This is a genomic window from Paenibacillus massiliensis 2301065 = DSM 16942 (assembly GCF_000377505.1).
GTDB classification, from domain to species: domain Bacteria; phylum Bacillota; class Bacilli; order Paenibacillales; family Paenibacillaceae; genus Paenibacillus; species Paenibacillus massiliensis.
Map to the genome: position 1 here is coordinate 18152 of NZ_KB898199.1, position 17854 is coordinate 36005.

A 17854-nucleotide genomic window follows, 5' to 3' on the forward strand; every position below is an offset into this window, starting at 1 on the left:
CAGGGACCTGTCCAGAATTTGTAAAGGTATGTTAAGTATAATGTCCATTGTTAGCCTAGAGAGGGGGAAGTCGGACAAAATCCATAGATTATACCATACTAGCACAAGCAAAAAGAAAAGAGGGTGACATGTTTCATAGCATGAACAGAAAAATTATAGCCATGCTCCTGACCTGGATGCTGCTTCTCCAGATGATCGTCGGTAATGGAGCGGTATCAGTCCGTGCGGACGAAGCAGCAATCCCGTCAGGAACTGCATCTGTAACAGGTGATACTTATGGAGCAACTGAATCGCAAGAGAGCGCAAGTGACTCGAACACTTTGGCGAGAGTAAGTGCCTTGCAGACTACAATGGCACAGGTTGACAGTCTGCTCACCAAGGTGACGGTGAAGGATTCCAGCGGGACTGTGATTGATGCTGTATACAATCCAGACCGGATCGAACGCTCACAGCTCGGCGATGCCGTAAGGCTCGAATACGAATGGGCGTTAGAGAATGGCCACTCCTATAAGAGTGGAGACACGTTTGAATTTGATATTCCGCAGGAATTCGTCATTTACAGCAACATTAACGGTCAGCTGATGATGGACGGTGGCCTGAGCGTTGGTGATTTTACAGTGGATACTGCAGGTCATGTGACGATGACGTTCAACAGTATGGTGGAGAACTATTCGGAAGTTGGCGGCATGCTGCAGATCAACACAGAATTCAGCACCCAGACGATCAGAGGTAGCGTGGAGGTGCCGATCTACTTCCCTATACGGGGCGGAGATCATGTGGCCCTCGTGAATTTCCAGCCATGGAGAGGCACACCGCTGGAGAAGGATGGAGTCGCAGACAAGGACATCAAGATCGACTGGACCTTGGATGTGAACACCTCTCTGGATACGATCCAGCATGCAGAGATCTCGGACCAGCTTCCAGCAGGTCTTGAGCTTGATCCTGCTTCCATTCGCGTGTACAAGCTGTTACCTAATGTGGATCGTGCACCGGATCTTGGCGCAGAGGTAGCTTCGGGAGCGAATGTTTACACCTTGACGACAGAGACTGACGGCTCGGCCTTCCGGATTGCATTTAACGACACCAGTCTGAATTCTGCTTACCGGGTTGTGTATTCTACCTGGATTACAGATGAAGAAGAGACTAGCTTCACTAATGCGGCCGAACTGAACAGTCAGCAAGGCAATGTTGCGCGCAAGAATGACACGGTCAATATCAAACGCGAGAAGCTGGTGACCAAAGAAGCAGGGGCGTATGATGATGCCAAGCAGACGGTGACCTGGACTCTGAAATACAACTACGGCGAGAAGGACATTCCACAGTCCGATGCTTTCCTTGAAGATCGTTTTGAGGAAGATATGGAGCTCGTTCCGGGTTCGTTCAAGGTGACAGATGCCCTGACAGGGGATGAATTGCTGGCCAGCCTGTATCAGGTGACTCCTGTCGTCGGAGTTAATGGGAAGAATGGATTCGACCTGCAGTTCACGTCCGATGTGCAGGCTGCATATAACATTCAGTACCAGACGAAGGCAACAGATCGTGTGTTCCAGAACCACACAGTAACTAATGATGTGGTAACGGAGCTGTCTGGCAAGGAAACAACGGCTACAGCAACTCATACCTTCCGTAGCTCCATCGGGGTGAAATCCATTGCAGCAACGGATTATAGTGCTAAGGAAGTAACGTGGAGAATCGTAGTGAATCGGGATCAGTGGTCGATGTCCAATCTGGTCATTGATGATGCTTTTACAGGCGGAGGTCTGACGTATCTGCCAGGGTCCTTGAGCATTACTTCCACGGGCGATCCGGTTCTTCCTTATACACTGGATGACAGTGAACCGGACAAGGGATTTAAGCTTAGCTTCACCGGAACTTTTGAAGATACGTATACGATTACTTACAAGACTGCATTTGATGCAAAAGAATCCGTCTACGGTAATACTGCATTGCTGGATTGGACAGAAAAAACATCGCAATCAACGGATCCGGTACGATTGCAAGCATCTTTCCGTCCTAATGCCTATACAATAAATAATGGCTACAAAAATGGTCAGTACAATGCGCGTGAGAAGAGACTGACCTGGGATGTAATCGTCAACTATAACAGCTTTGCTATTCCGGGTGCTCTATTCAAGGATGAGCTCAAGGAAGGACAAAAGCTGGATCTGGATTCAGTCAAAGTCTATCATGCTCAGGTGCAGGCCAATGGTGAGGTGCTTCAAGGAGCGGAAATTACTCTGAGTCCAGATAAGATTAGCTATAATGCGAATCTGCTTACCATTGATCTGGGTGATATTTCCACTCCGTATTGGATTACACTGAATACCAGATTGGACAACACGTTGGTAGCGGATGAGATTCCTAATACTGCGGGCGTTACTGGCACTGATGGAGCTGAGTGGAGCTGGGAGCGGAAGGTTACGATTCCACGTGGTGAAGTCTATGTCAGCAAGACAGGGGCCAGAAATGGAGATCTGGTGGACTGGGAGATCAAGATTAATGAAGGACAGTCTCTCGTTGAGAACGCTCGTATTATTGATACACCAAGCGCCAATCAGGTACTGGTGCGTGACTCGTTCAAGCTCTACAAGGGAGATGTAGCAGCTAACGGAACAGTCACCTCTGGAGCATTACTCACTCCAGGAACGGATTACGACGTAGTATTCCATAAAGGAGCCTTGGATGAGGAGAGCTTCGAGCTGATATTCAATGGAAGCATTGATACGGCTTATGTACTTCGTTATTCCTCCGAAATTGCTGTCACTGCAGACCGGGAGCCCGTCACTAATGAAGTAAGCTTCGTAGGAGACGGTGTCACGTCGGGTGTGAAGGAGACGGAGTATAGCGTTGTCATTCGCTTCTCGGATGGTTCAGGTACCGGGTCCATTGCGCGGGGGGCTATCACGCTCACCAAGGTGGACGAGGATAATGCATCCCTCGTACTGGCTGATGCCACCTATGAATTACATGATAGCTTAGGCCGCCTGATCGGACAGAAGGTAACGGATAACCTGGGGCAGCTGAGCTTTACCAAGCTTCTCTATGGTACGTATACATTGACCGAGACAACCGCTCCAGAAGGGTATGAGCTGGATACTCGTTCGCATGCAATCGTCATTGATAGCACTGTGCTGCAGACGGGCGGTGTGAAGCGAGTTACGATGACGAACAAGAAGACGCCTGAGCCAGAGATTCCCGTCAATCCGGGGCCGGGTCCAGGTGGACCAGGAGTGCCACAGACACCTGAATACGAGCTTCAAATTCTGAAGGTCGATGATGCACAATCGGATCTGGTTCTCGAAGGAGCTACGTTCCTCCTTAAGGATTCATTACAACAGCTGGAATCGCAGACTGTAACTACAGATGCCTTCGGGAAGGCGGTATTCACGAAGCTGCAGGCTGGGCAGTACACACTGGAGGAGATCAAAGCTCCGCAAGGTTATGTCCTGGAAGCGAATGCAGTCAGACATGTGAATATCACGACAGAAGGAGTTAGGGTGGATGGATTACTGGTACAGCAGCTCGTGGTCACGAACCACAAAGAGTCAGCCACGCCGGTAACTCCCGAGCAGCCAACTCCTGAAACGCCGAAGCCAGAAGAGCCAAGTCGGCCAGGTGGTGGGGGATCCAAGGGAGATAAGGATCGGGATCGTGATGAGCTTCCTGGGAACTCCACAGTTCCTACAGAAACTCCAGTGAACGACACCTCTGAGGAGGCGCCTACCACGCCTGGTGGCACGTCAAATCAAGATGGGGGCACGAATCCAGGCTCTGCAGCAGGTGAGACAGATACGACTAGCACGCAGCCGGCAGCAGATGCGGAGGATAGCGAAGGCGACCTTAGTCTTGTGGATCAGGATGGTCAACTGGGCGAAGCGGGGGATACCCTTGCTAACCAGTCCACGGACGAGGATAACGCGAATATGGCCCCACATCAAAATGCTTCAGTCAAGGGCATGCTGCCACAAACGGGTGAAGGTAGCTCATTGCCACTGCAACTGATGGGACTGCTAGTGATTCTACTAGGAGTCTGGATGACCTGGCGTACAAGAGTTAACAGACGCTGACGGGTAGCAGATAATCCGTACAGCATGCACCTCCTGGGGAGCTACACCCGCAGGAGGTGCTTTTTTGAGCAATTAGACAACAGACAGTATAATAGAGGTATCTAGCCTATGTAGATTGAACCTGATCCTAAGTCCAATCTATATACGATACCACCTGTAATTGTGATGTACTCATGAAAGGATGGAGATCAATGCGGCGGTTGCTGCCATATGGCTTGATTGTACTAGGAGTGCTCATCATGCTAAGTCCTTCCCTGATGCGCTGGTTCAACGATCACAAGCAGAATGAACTGATGCTGAAGGCAGAGCAATGGGAGGCTGGGCAGCACAAGCTCAAGCCATCCCTCGTAAATGAATTTGCGAACGTCTCCGCCATGCTGGAGGGAGATGCAGTAGCTGAGGCTCCACTTGTGGATTCTGAGGCATTCAATGCTGTTAATGGAGATATCCCGGTAGCTGTTCTGGAGATCCCGGTGATCGAACTGAAGCTGCCCGTGCTGGAAGGAGCGACCCAGTCGAATATGCGTTACGCCGCCGCTCACATGAGCGAGACGGCACCGGTCGGTACTGGTGGTAATGCAGCGATTGCGGCTCATCGCGCCAGAGCGGAGGGAAGGCTATTCAATCGGCTGGATGAGGTCCGTGTGGGTGATTCCATCCTGGCCTCTACAGCTACAGAGAAGTTCGAGTACATCGTTGATCGGGTTACGATCGTCGAGCCAAGTGATCTATCTGTTCTGGCGGATCGGGAGAATGAGGCCATGTTGACACTGATCACATGCACTCCAAACGGTAAGCAACGAGTGATCGTCCAGGCAAGTATTCACAAGACGTAATTATGAATGTAAATAGCTTCGCCTGCACCATGCCATGCTGCGACATCAGCTTGTGGTATGAGCTGCAGGCTTGTTTGCATTTAAGCATGTTAACCTTTGCTGCTGCGTAGTACATTGTGATATCATTTTTGTGTAGAGCGCTTCCAGAGTAGATAGATTACTACATAATATGGCTTCTGAGTCAGGCATTCCAGAATGACATACAAGATGTCTATGGTCCCTAAGAGGAGAGGAGATGACTAGATTTGAAAGGGGTTTCAAATCTGCGAATTTCAGCAGCGAGTGTATATGATATACAGGTAGAGCACACCAAGCCCATTGAGCATGTCTGGCGGATGATTCAGAGGGATCATCAAGCGGTATTTGGAGCACCACCTTTGACTCAAGCGGCAGGAGCGCCAGTCGTTATTGTCCGCTATGCAGAGGGTGAGGACGATTGCCCTTCGTGGCCGGAGTCGTACAGCTTTCACTATCGAGAAGAGGCGCATGGAACGGTACTGGAGATCGTAGGAAGAGACGAGTTGGGACTAATCTACGGGCTACTTCGCTATAGCCACAAAGTGCTTGGTGTAGATCCTTTCTGGTTCTGGTCCGAGCTGGAGCCGCTCTCTAGGGAGCTGATTGAAGTGGCTGCGGAGGATTATGAATCCGGGCAGCCTCGTGTACGGTATCGCGGCTGGTTCGTGAACGACGAGGTCTGCCTGATCGGCTGGAAGGAAGAATACCCGCCGGGCGAGGAGGTATGGCTGCCAGTCTTCGAGGCATTACTGCGCTGTGGAGGAAACATGGTCATTCCAGGTACCGATTTACCACGAACGGGTATTCATCATCAATTGGCGGTCGATATGGGCTTGTGGGTGACGCATCATCACGCCGAACCACTTGGGGCAGAAATGTTCCTGCGTGCGTTCCCTGGCAAGGCACCGAGTTATAGGGAGCATCCGGAGCTGTTCGAGCAGCTCTGGCGGGAAGCGATCGAGCGGCAAAGGCATGACAAGATCCTCTGGGTGCTGTCATTCCGGGGACAGGGGGACAAGCCGTTCTGGGAGGATGATCCCAGCTTCGACACACCTGCCGCACGAGGGGCCTTGATCTCCAGTGTTGTTCGCAAGCAGTATGACATGCTGCATGAATATGTAGAGCATCCGGTCTGCTGTATGGCGATGTATGGAGAGATTGCGGAGCTGTATAAGCAAGGGCATATTGAGGTTCCTCATCGCGTGATCAAAATATGGGCGGACAATGGGTATGGCAAAATGGTGTCCAGACGACACGGCTCTACCAATCATCGTGTACCCGCCTTGCCTGCGCCCGATGATAAGGGGCATCATGGTGTCTACTATCATGTGACCTTTCATGATCTGCAGGCCTCCAATCATCTGACCATGTTCCCTGCACCATCATCACTTATTGCAGATGAGCTGGGACAAGCCTTTGCAGTAGGAGCCAGCGATTATCTGCTGGTGAATTCGGGTAATATTTTACCTCATTTATATACGCTGGACCTGGTCGCTGAGCTGTGGCAGCGTGGGAAGGCAAGTGAGCGAGAGCATCTGGAGGCCTTTATTGCTCGCAATTATACGGTGTGTCAGCATGAGATCGCAGCGTTATATGAGCAGTATGCTTCCAGCACGATCAAGTATGGACCGCATGCGGATGATCGGGCAGGAGATGAATTCTATCATCATGCGGCGAGGGAGATCATAGGGCACTGGCTTCGCGGACAACAGCAGGGCAAGGACAGCCTGAATTGGGCAGTCGAAGCTCCCTCCTTGCTGGAGCAGGTGCGTTGGTTCCGCAGCAAGGCAGATGAGGCCATTCCACGCTGGGAGCGGCTGGAACGGCAATGTGCTGAGATTCTGGAGCAGCTACCCCCAGATGAGCGATGGAGGCTGGAAACACAGCTTCTGGTTCAGCTGCAGCTGCATCGGAGCGGCTGTCAAGGGCTGGCATACCTGTGCCAGGCCTACGAATACTTTGAGGCGGGAGATAACCCGCGCTCCTTCATACAAGCTTCTCATGCAGTGTGGAGCTACAGCGAGGGCAAGCAGGCACTGGAGCATGCTGCACAGGGACGCTGGGAGCATTTCTATCGTGCTGATTGGTTGACGAATATCGACAATACAATTGGCCATGCGGATACGGCCCGCCGCTTTGTGCGGATTCAGGGGGATAGCCCGGATATGTTTCGCTGGTACAAGGATTTTTTGATGCCGGAGACCGAGAAATATATTTATCTCGAAAATACGCATCGAAATCCACTTCCAGATGATGAGCTTGCACGAAGACTTGAGGAGGTTCTATAGGCTACTTTGTTGTCCTTCTATGATGGATGTTTTGCATCTTCGGCCCCAGCCATTTATAATGCCGGATATACAGTTTCTTTAGGAGTCAAAGTAGCTGATCAAAGTAAAAGTAATTGATCATAGTACAAATAACTTATTGAATTTACTGATTATGGCTGGGAGGATCAGAAGTGGCAGCAGAGATTGTAAGCATTACTACACAAGAGCAACTGGAAGAGGCATTGAAGATCCGCAAGGAGGTCTTCGTGGAGGAGCAGCACGTTCCACTGGAGGAAGAGATTGATGGGTACGACCAGTTAGGGGATCAGGTCCACCATTTACTCGTGTTAGAGGGTGGTACAGCTGTTGCAACAGCCCGTCTTATCTACTATGATGACGCTACAGCGAAATTGCAGCGGGTAGCTGTATTGCAGGAGCACCGGAGCAAGGGTTATGGGCGCGTGATCCTGTTGGCGCTGGAGCAGCGAGCCAGAGAGCTGGGGCTTCAATTTGCCTTGCTGGATGCTCAATGTCAGGCTCTCGGCTTCTATGAGAAGCTGGGCTATGTTACGATATCGGATGAGCCCTTCGATGATGCGGGTATTCCGCATGTACGGATGCGAAAGGAGCTTTAGAGCACGACGAAATCAGTTTGAGCACGGATTTAAGTGATAGAGCGAGCTAGCCGCAAAAATTCAAGATGATTGATTGAGTACTACGTGTGCTGTGTCAGTACATTTAGCGATACAAAAAAATAGCCGCAGTCTCCTGAATGGGAGCTGCGGCTTTTGGTGCTCACGTACGACCAGTCTGTAAAGACGGTCTAGCGTATCATGTCATCTGTATCATACATCCGGTGTTGCTCAAGGAACCTCATGACACCCGCCTGGTTACGGAACTGCTCCATGCTATCATCATAGTGCATCAGATAGATTTTCTCCTGAATATCCTCAGGAAGAGAGCGGAGTTCATCCAACGTCGTATGCACCGCACCGTGGCCGATGAGCTGCACCTCATGCAGGATCAGACGATATCCCTGCTGGCGAACGAGTCTCTCTAACAGCTCGGGATGGAATGTCATATCTGCACTGTAGAAGATCTCTTCATTGATGAGCAAGGAATAGCTATCCTTGCCTGGAATATGGCGAGTAGATATTAGCTCGACGCTAATACCAGGAACAAGCTCGGCCGGAGATCCGGGGGTGAGTGGCCTCACATCGAATACATCCGTAATGCGCTCGATATACCCGTCCTGATGCATGCCGCCCCGCAGCGTATGATCCCAGAGTGGCTGGACAAGGCTCTCTGCTATGTACAGAATCGGCTTGCGTCCATGTACAATATTCATGCGGAAGCCAAGCTCCTCAAGCCCGCCTACATGATCGCCGTGAATATGTGTAATGAGGACTGCGTCCGGCTCGGTTAGTGGTATCTGGAGCTGATGCAAGGCCTGGGGAGCTGTAATTCCAAAATCTATTAACAGCTTGCCGTTTCCACTGTCCAGCAGTGCATTGTTGTTGAAGTAGGTCTTGGCGAAGGCTCCGCCTGTTCCCAGCATTTGCAGTTTCATTCGTCGATATCCTCCCTCAAATGGATAGGTTCATTATATGGTTCTGCACCATCAATCTCCATTAAAATAACCTTGGAGTACAAGCTGCAAACTGATCCTTGGACCAGCTAGTCAGCGGTCTATATTGACAGTGTAGCATGACTGTTCTGCTGTTCCCAAGTGAAGATGTCAAAAGTGTCATTTTTGTGGACAGCTAGCGCAACTTGTGGCCTGTTTTGCAGTATAAATGTACAACAACAGATGTTGAGTGGAGGGACATAACGGGATGAAATGGAGAAAAGTACTGTGCATGGCGATGTTGTTTTCACTCTTCGGTGGAACTACGCTCGCGGCTGAGCCTAGCAAGGATCAGGTGCGTTTAATAATCAACGGGGAAGAGGCGAAGGACGGTGGGGTCGTCATTGAGGGCAAGACCTACGTACCGCTTCGTGACTTTAATGGTATCGTCAGCTTTGATCCGGCTACCGGCAAAGTGATATTTGAACAGCCGAATGTGCATATCTTTTTGTTCAAAGGGGACACCCCTTTTGGCAATGTCAATAAAGGTAAGCTGAAGTTCAATGTGTTCTCGCAGGTAGACAGTCTGCAGACCAATGCATATGCTGTGAAGATCGCGATTGCTGATCCGGACGGGAATGTGAAGGACATACAGAGCCAGGAGATCAAGGACCAGCAGAAGGATAACTTCTGGTTCAGGACGGCTGATTTCACCTATGATTTCAAGAAAGCAGGGAAGTATCGGGTAGGGTTCTATATTCAGGAGTCCAAGGATGGACCGTTCGTGCTGATCTCTGAAAAGGTGATTACAGCGCTTGAATCTTGATGCTTGGCAAAAATTGACCTTACTTGGCTGACATGTTACCATACACATGAAGGACAATATTAACCGAAGGTAGGTATATCCATGACTGACCACAAGCATGAACACGGCGAATCCTGTGGACACGACCATGATCATGATCACGAGCATGAAGAAATGGTGCTCACTCTGACGGATGAAGATGGTAACGATGTTGAGATGGTATTGGTAGAGACTTTTGATGTTGAAGACAAGGTCTATGCACTGCTACTCGAACGCGGCAATCCGGAAGCAGACGGCATTATTCTTCGTTTACAGGAAGAGAACGAAGAGATGATGCTTTATAATATTGAAGATGAAGAAGAATGGAAACGTGTGGAAGAAGCGTACAACGAGCTCGTTGCTCAGTACGAATAATCCCATGACCGGCTACAGAGGCCGGATATTAGGGTCCCCGCTTAGCGGGGGCTTTTTATTTAAGTGTAAATATTCAATTGCAGGCACATTCAACAGTTCGAATGGAACCAATTAACTGCGGCCCTAACCCTTTACGAGAAAAAGAGCAGCTCTCGGCTGCTCTAATCTTTGGTGCTATGTCTTGCTTGCAGAATGATCATCTTACAGTTAGAAAATCGGATCAGCCTCGACAATGACCTTGACCTGATTGATGTAGCGGTCCTCGGGACCCTTCACAGGGAGGCCAACCTCAACATGGTCGACGATATAGTCGATATTCTCCTGAGTAATGACTTCACCTGGAAGCAGAATTGGAATACCAGGAGGGTACACATAAATGAATTCAGCAATGATTCGGCCAGCCGATTCCTTGAATGGAATCACCTCAGTATCTGCATAAAAAGCATCACGCGGAATGAGGGATAGTTGTGGGATTTCCGGAATCTTCACAATCATTTCATTGACTTGGCCATCTGGATAGAATTTATCAGACAGCGCCTGCAGTGCCTCCAGCAATATATTTATAGAATCCTGTGTATCACCAGGTGTAACCAGGCACAGAATGTTATACATATCGCTGAGCTCAACCTCGATATTGTAGTGCTCACGCAGCCAGTTCTCCGTCTCATAGCCAGTTACGCCAAGATGACGTACGTGGATGGTGACCTTGGTCGGGTCATGATCATACGCTGCCTCCGAGCCTAGAATATCGTTGCCGAAGCAGTAGAGGCCAGGAATTTCGTTGATAGCCCGTCTAGCCTGCTCTGCAAGCTCAATGGTCTGCTGCGCCATCTCAAAGCCGTTCAATGCGAGATTACGACGCGAGGTGTCCAGAGATGCCAGCAGGATGTATGAAGTGGATGTCGTTGTCAGCATACTGATAATCGTCTGTACCCGGTAAGGATTGATATAGCCGTTCTTGGTATTCAGATTCAGTACAGAGCTCTGTGTCATGGAGCCGCCTAGCTTGTGCACGCTTGTAGCTGCCATATCCGCACCGGCCTGCATGGCCGACATCGGAAGCTCGGGATGGAAATGAATAAGCACTCCGTGTGCCTCGTCCACCAGCACGGGAACGTCATAGCTGTGGGCCAGATCGACGATCTCCTTCAGGTTGGCACATACGCCAAAGTAGGTTGGGTTGATGACCAATACGCCTTTGGCATCTGGATGACGCTCCAGAGCGCGGCGGACCGAGCTTGTTGTAATGCCGTGGTCGATACCGAGATTCTCGTCTTGTGCAGGAGACACAAAGATTGGCTTAGCACCCGAGAAAATAACCGCAGACATTACTGATTTGTGTACATTACGCGGAACAATAATCTTGTCACCCGGTGAGCACACGGACAGAATCATCGTCATGATCGCTCCGCTTGTCCCTTGGACGCTAAAGAAAGTATGGTCGGCTCCGAACGCATCGGCTGCAAGCTTTTGGGCCTGCTCAATAACCCCGGTTGGCTGATGGAGGTCATCAAGCGGGGCAATGTTAATTAAATCTATGGAAAGAGCATTATCTCCAATAAACTCTCGAAATTCCGGGTCTGTGCCTAGTCCCTTCTTATGACCTGGAATGTGAAATTGTACCGGATTACGCTCCGCATGTTGTTTTAGAGCCGAGAAAAGCGGGGTCTGGCGATGATCCATTAGTGCTGTCACAACCTTTCTTGTTGACGCTGCCGACACTCCGCCGGCTTCGCGTGTGAGTTATAGTTTTGAAATGATAAGGTGCTTCCTGATACAATACCTAATTATTAAACAAAATTGAGTATAGCAAAATGAGAACGGAATGCAAGCAAACAATTGTGAAATTAAACTGCTTAGGATGTGAAGTGGATGAGTGCTGTGCATACGGCAAATGCCAGAAGGCTCTGGTCTCCATTTTTTGTGTCTTTGTGGATACTGGTATTTCTGGTCGAATTTCTGAAAGGGTCCTTGCTGGTATCGATCCTACCTATATATATGGGAGACTCCTTGGGGCTATCTGCAGGTGTCATTGGCATCGCCTTCTCGCTTCAGTACTTGGGTGACAATCTGTTCCGGGCGCCTGCAGGCTGGATTGCAGAGCGTATCGGCTACAGAGGCACGATGATCGCGGCCTTTATTGTGACCTTGCTGTCGGTCCTGATGCTAGCCTTCTTCACCTCACCACTCATGCTGGTGCTGGCCTGCTTGTTGCTGGGCATGGGAACCTCTCCGCTGTGGCCCTGTGCCATGACAGGTACGACTGAAATATCTGGGCCGACCAATAGCAACGGGCGTGCGATGGGTACGCTTGAGATCGCTCTCCTGAGCGGCACAGGCCTTGGCCCCATCATTATGAACTATATTTCCTCTCATTCGGGCCACGAATACGGAGTCGTGTTCATGGTATTGACTGGAAGCGTCATTCTAGCCTTGCTGGTCTCCATGCTGCTGCCTGGCAGGAAGCCTGTATTGACAGTATCAGATTCGGACGGCGGTGGGCGAGTGGATCAGCTCATGGACAGTATTAGAGAAACGCTGGATTTCGTGCGGCATCATCTCCACGTGAATCGGTTGATCTATCCGGCGCTGTTTCTGCAATCCTTTGTCATCGGTGTGCTGAGCCCTGTGCTGACGCTGTACGCGCGTACGGATCTCGGTCTATCTCCCAACATGTATAGCGTGCTGCTCGTAGCTGGTGGGGCGGTAACGGCCATCACGCTTATTCCGTGTGGGCGGCTAGTGGATCGTTTTGGCCCGAGGGTATTTTTGCATGTTGGATTCATGCTGGCAGGTCTTACCCTGCTGGTGTTCTTTCAGGTTAGAGCTCTTCCGCATATTTTTATAGCGGTCGGCGTTATCGGGTTCAGCTACGCACTCATCCTGCCAGCTTGGAATGCTTTCATTGCCAGCTTGATTCCCAAGAGCGAGCGTGGCACGATCTGGGGCTTCTTTTTGACGTTACAGGGTTCTGGTCTGGTCGTAGGTCCCATCATTTCTGGTCTGATGTGGGATCGGGCAGGCCATGCCTCACCGTTTCTGCTCGCAGGTGCAGGGATGCTGCTCTTGTTCTGCTGTCATTTCGCATTAGCCCGAAATCCTCTTCGCAAGCCAGGGCGCAGTGATCCATCCTAGACCGTGTCCCCACATCACGACTACTTCATGGTAGTCTCATTACGAACAGCCCCTGAGTCGCTAGAGTGCGATTTCAGGGGCTGTATTCGTTGGAGCCCACAATCGGAAGCTTCATTTCATGCCGAGGTGCTGATCATGTCGATGTGCCTTTGATACTGCATAGCTGTAGCTATAGGAGCTCTTGTATTTATCAGCTAATGGCGAGGTCATCTGCCGAAGTGAATGCCATCTTGTAGAGGGGCAGTAGCTGCTTGAAGGTGGACTGAATGAGAGACAATAGTCCTTGTCCGTCACGCAGGCGTGCATCATCCCGCTCTAGACGAATGCCGCAGACGACCTCGGATTTTTTGACTCGGCTCAGCTTGTCGGCGATTTCGAGCAGCGTCTCTAGTCCTGTGTCTGATTGAGGAGTTCCTTCAGGAGACATGTGGTTCATGGACCAGTAATAATCCCCCGGAACGATATCAGGAATGTCATCGATGTGAGACTTCAACTGCTCGCCGAACACTACTTTGTTGGGACTTTCATAGATAATGGCAAAGACAATGAAGACATGAGTAGAGAACATACCTACTTCAAAATGCGGATAGGCCTTGTAGCCGCGCTTATTAGCAGCCCAGGCAACCCAGGTATCCTTCGGCGGATTCACCGTACGACGTGCGTGCTTGGCGACGTGCGGATACATCTGCTCGCCAGTCAGCTCGGTCATGTAGGCAGTCAATTCCTGACCAAGTAGCTCAAGCTTAGGTCTGACCTGTTCGATGAGTACCTCCATTCTGGCTTCAAGCCCGGGAATTTCAAATACATCAAAATCCTTCTCTTCAAATCCACGAAATGTCATCCTGTACCTCCTGTATATTCCTGTCACATCAAGCAATTCGCGTGATGATCATTCAGTGTCTGTTCAGTGTTTTGGTAGCAGCTCATAACGATAAGTATAGCATATGCGATAGTTTTTATTGACGCTCCGTGCCTGAAGATATGATGAAGTTCAAGGCTCAGCGCTGGATCTATCTTCATGAATCATTGGAATTCAGAACAAGAGGCAGCTTAGTCATAGAATATATAGCCATATGAGCAGCAAGCTGCTGAAATTTAGTCAAATAACCAAGTACCCTTACATATGATGAAGTATAAAATAGAGCAAGGATACGATCAGACTGAGCAGCCATTGCGCAGCCGAGGCTGATCCGAACCTTAAGAAGGAGGGATTGCCGTGAATAAGGGCTGCGAAGTGGAATACTGCAATTTGGAGCTCCGGTTTAGCCGCCGGCACATCCACAATTTAATCAAGGACCTTATTCAGGAGGGGTACTCTCTGTACTGGAGCGAGGACGAATCCTATCTCGTGCTCTCGGTCAGAACAGGACGCAAGCTCGTCAAGCTCCGTTTCCAACAGCTTCGGACAGGCGATTATAAGCTGGCGGGGGATTACATGATTCGGGATACAAAATTGGCAGAATGGCTGGAAAAGCTGATCGAGGTGACACGCGGACATGCTGTCGTCAAACGGTTCAAGGATCATCATATTCTGGTGGAGAACATTCTGTTCGGAGAAGTGATTCGTCTCGTTGAGGTCACAGGCTTCAAGCAGCGCATTCTGTTCCAGAAGGGACCCGTTCTGTCTGCCGAGGAAATGGAGGAAATGTTCAACTCGTGCGAGGGGGAAGAGCGGCTGCAGCTACTGACGATGGAAATTGACGATCATCTGGAACGATTGTCGGTTGCGCTTCGGGAAGGCGATGATCTCAAGGCAGAACGATGCCGCACAGAGCTGGTTCCGTTAGCCAGACAGCTTATGATGCTGGAAGGATGAGCAAGGAACGCTTTAGCAGGTAAAGGCACAAGCACATGAACTCAACTGGAGAGCTGTCGGGATGACCGACAGCTATTCTTTTGCTTGGCGAGGGATCAGTACGAGTAAGCTTTACTTAGGCGCTGGTTAGCGTAAGCGAGTATAAGTAGTCTTTGAAATACAAAATACGACTGAGTCCGGTCTCGAAGAGGCATTGTAAGTTGTACAAGCAGTCCTGTAACAGGCAGGGGTTCACTTCTACACGCAAAAACGTTAAAATGTAATGTAATAGCATGCGCATATGCAAATGCTTGAATAAAAAAATATATGTGCAAAGGATGAGAAACCAGATGGCAAAACAGCAAATTGGTGTTATTGGTCTGGCCGTAATGGGCAAAAACCTGGCTCTTAACATTGAAAGCAAAGGCTTCACGGTCTCGGTATATAATCGTTCCTCCGAGAAGACACATGATCTGCTCAAGGAAGCGGAGGGCAAGAACCTGACAGGCACGTTCACTATTGAAGAATTCGTGAATTCCCTGGAATCCCCGCGCAAGATTCTGATCATGGTTCAGGCTGGCAAGGCAACAGATGCTACGATTGAACAACTTCTGCCACATCTGGACGAAGGAGATATTATTATAGATGGCGGTAACGCCTACTTCCCTGACACTCAACGCCGCAGCGCAGAGCTGGAGGCCAAAGGCATTCGCTTCATCGGTACCGGCGTATCCGGTGGTGAAGAGGGGGCACTGAACGGACCTTCCATCATGCCAGGCGGTCTGGAAAGTGCCTACAAGCTGGTAGAGCCGATCCTGACAGCGATCTCGGCCAAAGTAAACGGTGATCCTTGCTGTACATATATCGGTACGGATGGCGCAGGCCATTATGTGAAGATGGTTCATAACGGAATCGAGTACGGTGATATGCAATTGATCGGCGAAGCTTATCATTTGATGAAATCTGTACTTAACGTAGGTGCAGAAGAGCTGCATGAAATCTTCTCCGAATGGAATAAGGGCGAGTTGGACAGCTATCTGATTGAGATTACCGCTGACATCTTCTCCAAGTATGATCCAGAGACAGGCAAGCCTATGGTAGATGTCATTCTGGATGCTGCTGGACAGAAGGGTACTGGTAAATGGACAAGCCAAAACGCGCTGGATCTCGGCGTTCCGCTGTCCATGATTACAGAGTCCGTGTTCTCTCGCTTCCTGTCGGCTATGAAGGAAGAGCGCGTGGCGGCAAGCAAGGTACTGAGCGGACCTACCGCACCAGCGTTCACCGGAGATAAGAAGGAGTTCATCGAGAATGTGCGCAAGGCGCTGTTCGCCAGCAAGATTGTATCCTACGCTCAAGGCTTTGCTCAAATGCGTGCAGCTTCCGATGAATACGGCTGGGATCTTAAATACGGCAAAATCGCAATGATTTTCCGTGGCGGCTGCATTATCCGTTCCCGCTTCCTGCAAAACATCATGGATGCCTACGATCAGGACCCTGCACTCAGAAACCTGTTGCTGGATCCGTTCTTCAAAAATGTTGTAGAATCCTATCAGGACGCTTGGCGTCAAGTGATTTCTGTTGCCGTTGCTAATGGTGTTCCTGTACCTGGCTTCTCCAGCGCACTTGCTTACTATGACAGCTACCGTACAGAGCGTCTGCCTGCGAACCTGCTTCAGGCTCAACGTGATTATTTCGGAGCCCATACTTTCAAGCGTGTGGACAAGGAAGGCGTATTCCACCATCAATGGTTCTAATACGGCTGCTTTACAGCTATGATAGCTGTAGTGTGCCAGGGGCGAATAGCTCCCGACTTCAGACTTACTAAAACTAGGCCCTGCTGCTTTTTTGGCGGCAGGGTTTTTCATGGTATCCTGTCGGTGGATTGTCTAATCTTTCGGGCCTGTGGTATGATATGAAAAGTTTAGAGCCAAAAGAGGTGTCACAGTGAGTCATAAAGAGCAATTTTCGAATATTATTCTAGTCGGGCTGTCCGGCACCGGGAAATCCACGGTATCTGAATTGCTGGCTCAGAGGCTGAATTACAGGCTGGTCGACATTGATGCTGAGATCGTGCGTACTGAGCAGCGACCGATCGTGGACATCTTCGCCGATGAGGGTGAGGCTTACTTCAGACAGGCCGAATGCGATTGCTTGTGCCGGGTCGTGAAGAACCAGCATCAGATTATCGCTACAGGGGCGGGAGCCGTACTCCGTCCAGACAACTGTGAGGCTATGCTTGCAGGAGGGTTGGTAGTGGCCTTGACCGCATCGTTGGAGTCGATTGTCGCACGGATTCAAGGAAACACAGAGCGACCTTTACTAGCTGGTAATGTTGAGGAGAAGGTTAGACGGATGATGGAGGAGCGCAAAGATGCTTATCGATTCGCTCATGTCACGATCGACACAGAAGGTCGTAGCGCTGCTGAAGTAGCTTCTGACATTTTAACACAGTACCGCGTCTAAGCTTTTAGGGGAGTAAGTGGAGCGTCCCATGAAAAAGAAGGGCGGCTTAACCGCTCTTCTTTTTGTGAGACTATAGAAGGCTGTATCTAACCTATTGCTCTTGATTCCATTGCAGCATGCCGCCTACCATATTGGTACAGCCATTATAACCATGCTGCTGCAGGTACTCACAGGCACGCTCGCTACGGTAGCCACTGCGACAGATGAAGATAATTTCACCCGTGTTCTCAATCTCCGTGATACGATCCGGAATTTGCCCGAGGGGGATATGCTTCGCTCCTTCAATCATGCCTGCTGCTACTTCCTCATCCTCGCGGACGTCAATCATTTGCAGACGCTCGCCGGCCTGGAGACGCTTGCGTAATACAGAGGGCTCGATTTCGGCAATCTGTGTCATCGTTCGGACCTCATTTCGTTTGATTTCATGTCATTTGAGATAATTTCACTGCTATTTTTCGCAAATGGCTGTGATATATCTCATGGC

Annotated in this window: 14 protein-coding genes; 10 read left to right on the plus strand and 4 right to left on the minus strand. The window is 50.0% G+C overall.

Features of this window, described 5'->3' with window-relative positions; translation table 11 throughout:
- The first annotated feature begins 140 nt into the window (after positions 1–140).
- The 4 genes from D328_RS29665 (at position 141) to D328_RS0123485 (ending at position 7823) form a co-directional block, all read left to right on the plus strand.
- On the plus strand, positions 141–4067 hold the full coding sequence (locus D328_RS29665) for an LPXTG cell wall anchor domain-containing protein (RefSeq protein ID WP_169445817.1): 3927 nt from the start codon (positions 141–143) through the stop codon (positions 4065–4067).
- Between the two features lie 191 nt (positions 4068–4258).
- Positions 4259–4903, plus strand: coding sequence for a class D sortase (locus tag D328_RS0123475; RefSeq protein ID WP_018887496.1), 645 nt, complete (start codon positions 4259–4261; stop codon positions 4901–4903).
- 245 nt (positions 4904–5148) lie between these two features.
- A complete protein-coding gene (locus D328_RS0123480) occupies positions 5149–7209 on the plus strand; it encodes a glycosyl hydrolase 115 family protein (RefSeq protein WP_018887497.1) in 2061 nt (686 codons plus the stop codon).
- 170 nt (positions 7210–7379) lie between these two features.
- A complete protein-coding gene (locus D328_RS0123485; RefSeq protein ID WP_018887498.1) occupies positions 7380–7823 on the plus strand; it encodes a GNAT family N-acetyltransferase in 444 nt (147 codons plus the stop codon).
- Between the two features lie 188 nt (positions 7824–8011).
- Here the strand turns inward: D328_RS0123485 and D328_RS0123490 are convergent, their stop codons facing one another.
- On the minus strand, positions 8012–8758 hold the full coding sequence (locus tag D328_RS0123490) for an MBL fold metallo-hydrolase (protein WP_018887499.1): 747 nt from the start codon (positions 8756–8758) through the stop codon (positions 8012–8014).
- 265 nt (positions 8759–9023) lie between these two features.
- On the opposite strand from D328_RS0123490, the gene D328_RS0123495 reads away from it, so the two are divergent.
- On the plus strand, positions 9024–9581 hold the full coding sequence (locus D328_RS0123495; RefSeq protein WP_018887500.1) for a copper amine oxidase: 558 nt from the start codon (positions 9024–9026) through the stop codon (positions 9579–9581).
- 81 nt (positions 9582–9662) lie between these two features.
- A complete protein-coding gene (locus D328_RS0123500; RefSeq protein ID WP_018887501.1) occupies positions 9663–9974 on the plus strand; it encodes a DUF1292 domain-containing protein in 312 nt (103 codons plus the stop codon).
- Between the two features lie 207 nt (positions 9975–10181).
- Here the strand turns inward: D328_RS0123500 and D328_RS0123505 are convergent, their stop codons facing one another.
- Positions 10182–11657: an aminotransferase class I/II-fold pyridoxal phosphate-dependent enzyme gene (locus tag D328_RS0123505; protein ID WP_018887502.1), complete on the minus strand. Its 1476-nt coding sequence runs from the start codon at positions 11655–11657 to the stop codon at positions 10182–10184.
- Positions 11658–11846: 189 nt separating this feature from the next.
- On the opposite strand from D328_RS0123505, the gene D328_RS0123510 reads away from it, so the two are divergent.
- Positions 11847–13109: an MFS transporter gene (locus D328_RS0123510; protein ID WP_018887503.1), complete on the plus strand. Its 1263-nt coding sequence runs from the start codon at positions 11847–11849 to the stop codon at positions 13107–13109.
- A gap of 190 nt (positions 13110–13299) precedes the next feature.
- On the opposite strand, the gene D328_RS0123515 is transcribed toward D328_RS0123510, so the two are convergent.
- Positions 13300–13950 carry a YktB family protein gene (locus D328_RS0123515; protein WP_018887504.1) on the minus strand — a complete coding sequence of 217 codons (651 nt, stop codon included), beginning with the start codon at positions 13948–13950 and terminating at the stop codon, positions 13300–13302.
- Between the two features lie 375 nt (positions 13951–14325).
- On the opposite strand from D328_RS0123515, the gene D328_RS0123520 reads away from it, so the two are divergent.
- The 3 genes from D328_RS0123520 (at position 14326) to D328_RS0123530 (ending at position 17370) form a co-directional block, all read left to right on the plus strand.
- Positions 14326–14925: a hypothetical protein gene (locus tag D328_RS0123520; protein ID WP_018887505.1), complete on the plus strand. Its 600-nt coding sequence runs from the start codon at positions 14326–14328 to the stop codon at positions 14923–14925.
- A 329-nt stretch (positions 14926–15254) separates the two neighbouring features.
- Positions 15255–16661, plus strand: a complete 1407-nt coding sequence (gndA, locus tag D328_RS0123525) for an NADP-dependent phosphogluconate dehydrogenase (protein ID WP_018887506.1) — start codon at positions 15255–15257, stop codon at positions 16659–16661.
- A 190-nt stretch (positions 16662–16851) separates the two neighbouring features.
- Positions 16852–17370: a shikimate kinase gene (locus D328_RS0123530; RefSeq protein ID WP_018887507.1), complete on the plus strand. Its 519-nt coding sequence runs from the start codon at positions 16852–16854 to the stop codon at positions 17368–17370.
- A 91-nt stretch (positions 17371–17461) separates the two neighbouring features.
- Here D328_RS0123530 and D328_RS0123535 read toward each other — a convergent pair whose 3' ends face one another.
- Positions 17462–17767, minus strand: coding sequence for a rhodanese-like domain-containing protein (locus tag D328_RS0123535; RefSeq protein WP_018887508.1), 306 nt, complete (start codon positions 17765–17767; stop codon positions 17462–17464).
- Positions 17768–17854 lie beyond the last annotated feature (87 nt).

Coding starts and splice junctions, on each gene's coding strand:
- D328_RS29665 (WP_169445817.1), top strand. CDS start 141: ATGAACAGAAAAATTATAGCCATGCTCCTGACCTGGATGCTGCTTCTC.
- D328_RS0123475 (WP_018887496.1), top strand. CDS start 4,259: ATGCGGCGGTTGCTGCCATATGGCTTGATTGTACTAGGAGTGCTCATC.
- D328_RS0123490 (WP_018887499.1), bottom strand. CDS start 8,758: ATGAAACTGCAAATGCTGGGAACAGGCGGAGCCTTCGCCAAGACCTAC.
- D328_RS0123495 (WP_018887500.1), top strand. CDS start 9,024: ATGAAATGGAGAAAAGTACTGTGCATGGCGATGTTGTTTTCACTCTTC.
- D328_RS0123500 (WP_018887501.1), top strand. CDS start 9,663: ATGACTGACCACAAGCATGAACACGGCGAATCCTGTGGACACGACCAT.
- D328_RS0123505 (WP_018887502.1), bottom strand. CDS start 11,657: ATGGATCATCGCCAGACCCCGCTTTTCTCGGCTCTAAAACAACATGCG.
- D328_RS0123510 (WP_018887503.1), top strand. CDS start 11,847: ATGAGTGCTGTGCATACGGCAAATGCCAGAAGGCTCTGGTCTCCATTT.
- D328_RS0123515 (WP_018887504.1), bottom strand. CDS start 13,950: ATGACATTTCGTGGATTTGAAGAGAAGGATTTTGATGTATTTGAAATT.
- gndA (WP_018887506.1), top strand. CDS start 15,255: ATGGCAAAACAGCAAATTGGTGTTATTGGTCTGGCCGTAATGGGCAAA.
- D328_RS0123535 (WP_018887508.1), bottom strand. CDS start 17,767: ATGACACAGATTGCCGAAATCGAGCCCTCTGTATTACGCAAGCGTCTC.